Raw genomic sequence first — 4,325 nt, 5'->3', positions numbered from 1 at the left:
ATTTGTTTGGTCTAATGTGAAAAACTTAACGCCCTGAGTGTTATCTTCTTGCAGGATGGCATGTTTTATTCTTTTCAGGGCAATGCGGGAAATCAATTCGGGTATTGACTCCTGAATGCAATACGCTGTTGCCCCCGCATTCTTTGAGACAGGCTCAGGCAATTGAACCAGGATAAACTTTCTTCTGCCGCCATCTTTCTTATTTTGCTTTAACACCGCATGACCTGTAGAACCACTTCCGGCGAAAAAGTCAAGAATGATATCTTCCCTGTCCGTGACCTGCATTAAGTGCTCAATTAAGCCTGTCGGCTTTGGGTAATCAAACACAGATGAACCGAGCAGGGCTTCAACCTCTTGGCTTCCCTGCTTCGTGGTAAAACCGGTTATGATGGTTTTGGGATGTTCGGTGCCCCGCTTTTTAACATACTGAAGCACGCCATTAGGTTTGAAGAAGAACTCAACAACCTGCTGGCCTTTAGAGTCAACAGTCGCCTTTCCTGACAGCCAGTTTTTGATTTGGTGCTTCATTGTCCAGCCCGCTTTTAGCGTGACCTCGCTAGCCAAAACCCCATTCTTACATTCAAATGCCCCTGAGGTCACTTCAACGACTTCTTTAGCACCAAATACGGGTGGAAACGTTTTATTTTCACCCAAGAACCTGACGCCGGCAGGAAAGGTTATTTCCGACGCCGGGTTTTTAACGCTGACCTTTTTTATTGCCCGGTCAGAAATCAAGCTATCATCCCCCTTATAAACAATGTGGGGTAACTGAGTTCTGTCTTTTGCATAAGCCAGAATATATTCATGCTCCCGGGTAAAAATGGATGCGGAGGTTCTCCCGCTCTTCCAGATAAATCTTTCAACAAAATTATCTTCACCGAATATTTCATTGCACACATTGGATAAATTAACCACTTCATGGTCATCTATCGATATAAATATCATTCCCTCATCAGATAATAAATTTCTGGCTAATTTCAGTCTGGGATAAAGCATATTCAGCCAATTATCACGATAATTATCTTTATAAATAAAATCCTTGCCTGTGTTATAGGGCGGATCGATATAAATCATCTTTATCTTTTTGTGATAAGACTTTTGCAGCAACTTAAGCACTTCAAGGTTGTCGCCTTCAATAAACAGGTTTTCGGTCGTATCCCAGTTAACACTCTCTTCCTTGCATGGGCGCAAGATGCCTGTTGATGGCGTCTGGGCAAGTTGACGTGCGCGAGCCTTGCCCTGCCAAGTGAAGTTATAGCGCTCATCTGGATCATCAACGACTTCACCCAGCGCCGCTTTTAAGGCGTCAAAGTCAATCTTTCCTTCCGAAAATACCTCTGGGAAAAGCTGTTTAAGTTGATCGATATTTTTTTGGGTGATACGGGATTTACTTCCCATGTATTTCACTGCTCCGCCTCCCGCTCTGTTGGTGCAGCCAGAAAACAAAAAGGCCGCACTTGGCGACCTTGGATTCGTTATCCGTGATCAAATAACACTATCCGTTATCAAATGGCGTTATCCGTGATTAAACGGGATTTTGAACTACTGCATTTTTTGCAGGAGTTGGATTGTAAATTCAAAGCTTTACTCACCCTATAATTTTTAATAATCAACTTCATTTATCTTTTATTAATATTTTATCCGAAGTAAATCGGTTCTGGTTTTAATTCCGTTTAGCTGGGTATCTATATAATGCCTCATATTACGCCAGAGTTATTTTAATTCTGTTGTGAGAATACTTTAAAGCCAACTTATTTATATTGAGGATCTTCTTATGAATCGATTTACAAAGGTTTTATTTAGCGTTCTATTGGTATCGCTCTCTTTTTCGGGGCACAGCTTTCAAGCACCAGATACGGCGATAAACCCATATCAAACTTTAATTACTAAGAAGCACACGCAACATAAACACGAATATGAACACGGATATGAACATGGGTATGATCATGGATATGAACGCGGGTATGAACACGGGTATAGTCATGGGTACGGACACGGACACGGACACGGACACTCAAATAGTATTAAGCATACTTACAAATCAATTAAGGATGCACCGCAATATCCTAAAGGGTTTATAAATAGACAAAATGGAACCACGAAACGCCCTATGGACAATGGCCAATTGTTGGCAGAATTACGAAGGGACGTAGAATCAGGAAAATGGGATAAAGTTTATAAAGATGGATTGGTTAACGGACAAAAAGTCTCTATTCATTATTTTGAAAGTAGAAGTGGTCTAGTGTTTAATGTAAAAGTTGTACATGGCTGGAGCAACGAAATATGAAACTTAGTTACCACATCGAAGACAAACATGCAGAGAAATTTATTAGTCTTTTAGTTTTAGGGGTGCTGCACGCCCTAGATAAAAAACTCATATCTATCAATGAGGCAGAAGGCTTTATATTCAAGCCCTATGTTTCCGATTTACTAGAAACGATAAAATCATCTCAAGAATTATCTAAGATAATTATAGACGGGTGTTTACTTGACGACGTGAAAGATTTAATACCTGACAAGTTGCAAGGTGAAATTGATGCATTGATAGAAAGAACATCGTCAGTTATCCGCAACAGCAAAGAAATTGGACGGTTAGTCGAAAAAGAAATCAGGGTTGTGGGTAAAGGTATAGATGAAGGTGGTATGTAGCGGTAAATGGTAAATTTTCCAGTCTACAATTGAATTTAAACACAATCTGGCAGTCACTCATGCATCAATTTCAAAGCGGGTGACTGTCATCTTTTTAAATCTGAGTCTTAGGCATAAAAAACCCCGCACAGGGCGAGGCTTGGGAATCATGTTTAACAACCTCCAAGCATAAAAACCTGCGGAGGATAACATTAATATACTAATAAATAATTTTTTTGCAAGTATTTTGCATTATTTTTTCTCATATTAAATTTACATCAATCTCCTTGCTATTATCCAGTTCATAGTTGATTGCCTTATGCATCTTTGCCTCAATAATTCTAATGCACCAACGAACCCTATCCCTTGATTGAGGTATTGTTAATGCTCCCCTTGTTATTCTCATCAAATACTGCGCAATGGTTTCTATCCTGTGTCCATACACGTAGTAGTTAACAGCCACGCGAATAAGCGGGGACCTACCACCAAAAACCCGTATAAGCAGATCATCCACGAATAACCCTATTTCATCTGAGCATCTTGGGACGGAACGATGTTTTAGATTTGCGATTATTTGCGAAAGTTTTTTGATAAGCTCTTCACCACGATAACCTCTTTCGTGCAGCCCTTCGATCAATGCCGTTATGCCGTCTGCTGTTATGGCCCCCCGACCAGAAACAGACTCCATAAACCGACCGATAGGGCTTACCTTGTTCTTATCATCCAGCTCCTCATACGCCCATGCACCCCACGCACTTAAGGTGTGGTTAATCCATACTCGGTCATTAGGCTCTAGCGGATGTATTGGGCTTAGGTCTCTGGATTTCTTGATTAGGGCAAGAAGTGCTATTTGGTCTTGAGGTAGGTCGTGTTTTGATGTGACGCAATTAAAAAATTCACCATCGGTTAGTTTTAAAAATCTATTTGCCTCCTGTACTGCTTCGTCTTTATTTTTGTAACTACCAAGATAAAACTTATGACCGAACCTGTTTATCTGTATTCGCCATCGTTTCGTTCTTCTCTCTAAAGTTACACACCTAGCACCAGAAGTATTGTTTTTCCCTAACCGTCTATTATGAGAATTCTGCTCTGGTGTTGCGGGTCTTAAGTTTAATATTCGATTATCAGACGTGTTCCCGTTTATGTGATCTATTCCATGTTCAGGCCATGCCCCATACATGTAAAACCAAGCCAGCCGATGAGCCTTAAATTTTTTGGAGTTGATGCTCACCCCAATGTACCCATGATCCATAAAGCCCTTGACTCGAATACCAGCGCATAACCTACTGGTAAAGATGCCGGTTTCTGGATTATATTTCACTTGTTCTCGCAATATTGCCAGCTCTATATTTTCATCAGGCAAATTCGCTTTGTCATAGCGAGTCAGTATCATCTCACCTCCGGCAATACTGTATGAACCCTGTCGTGACGTGTTGAATACATCACCCGCAATTGTTTTCGCATTACCCATTGCTCAGTGAGAACGGCCAGTTCTCCTATGTTTCGCTGAACAACAGAAAATGCCCGTCCCGTTTCCCGCCGTCGAAAACGGGCTTCTTCCACTGCTGCGGGTAGGTCGGTGAATGTCATGCGTTCAGCTCCTTAAGCGCTCTATATTTCCTCATCAGGAACACACCTTTTCTGATTGCATTAATGGCCCTTATTCGTTTTCTGTGGCGCACTATTTGCCACGGCAG

The 4,325-nt window shown here is 41.3% G+C and carries 6 protein-coding genes; 3 read left to right on the top strand and 3 right to left on the bottom strand.

All coding sequences use genetic code 11. The annotated features are described in order from the left end of the window. Positions 1–1,398 (bottom strand): site-specific DNA-methyltransferase (locus PSI23_RS20335; protein WP_273556778.1); only part of this gene is annotated, 1,398 nt, incomplete at its 3' end. Here PSI23_RS20335 and PSI23_RS20330 point away from each other — a divergent pair. The 3 genes from PSI23_RS20330 (at position 1,397) to PSI23_RS20320 (ending at position 2,649) form a co-directional block, all read left to right on the top strand. Further along, positions 1,397–1,525, top strand: coding sequence for a hypothetical protein (locus PSI23_RS20330; RefSeq protein WP_273556777.1), 129 nt, complete (start codon positions 1,397–1,399; stop codon positions 1,523–1,525). The genes PSI23_RS20335 and PSI23_RS20330 overlap by 2 nt on opposite strands. 249 nt (positions 1,526–1,774) lie before the next feature. After that, a complete protein-coding gene (locus PSI23_RS20325; RefSeq protein WP_273556776.1) occupies positions 1,775–2,287 on the top strand; it encodes a hypothetical protein in 513 nt (170 codons plus the stop codon). After that, positions 2,284–2,649 carry a DUF3969 family protein gene (locus PSI23_RS20320; protein WP_273556775.1) on the top strand — a complete coding sequence of 122 codons (366 nt, stop codon included), beginning with the start codon at positions 2,284–2,286 and terminating at the stop codon, positions 2,647–2,649. The genes PSI23_RS20325 and PSI23_RS20320 overlap by 4 nt, the downstream gene beginning before the upstream one ends. 241 nt (positions 2,650–2,890) lie before the next feature. On the opposite strand, the gene PSI23_RS20315 is transcribed toward PSI23_RS20320, so the two are convergent. Together PSI23_RS20315 and PSI23_RS20310 are read right to left on the bottom strand one after the other, a co-directional pair. Next, the gene (locus PSI23_RS20315) at positions 2,891–4,021 is read right to left on the bottom strand and encodes an HNH endonuclease signature motif containing protein (protein ID WP_273556774.1); all 1,131 of its coding nucleotides are present in this window, start codon (positions 4,019–4,021) and stop codon (positions 2,891–2,893) included. Beyond that, entirely contained in the window at positions 4,018–4,218 is a 201-nt protein-coding gene (locus PSI23_RS20310) for a hypothetical protein (RefSeq protein ID WP_273556773.1), read from the bottom strand. The genes PSI23_RS20315 and PSI23_RS20310 overlap by 4 nt, the downstream gene beginning before the upstream one ends. Positions 4,219–4,325 lie beyond the last annotated feature (107 nt).

Source organism: Xenorhabdus yunnanensis (genome assembly GCF_028598805.1).
GTDB classification, from domain to species: Bacteria; Pseudomonadota; Gammaproteobacteria; order Enterobacterales; family Enterobacteriaceae; genus Xenorhabdus; species Xenorhabdus yunnanensis.
This window is presented reverse-complemented; position numbering and strand designations above follow the sequence as displayed.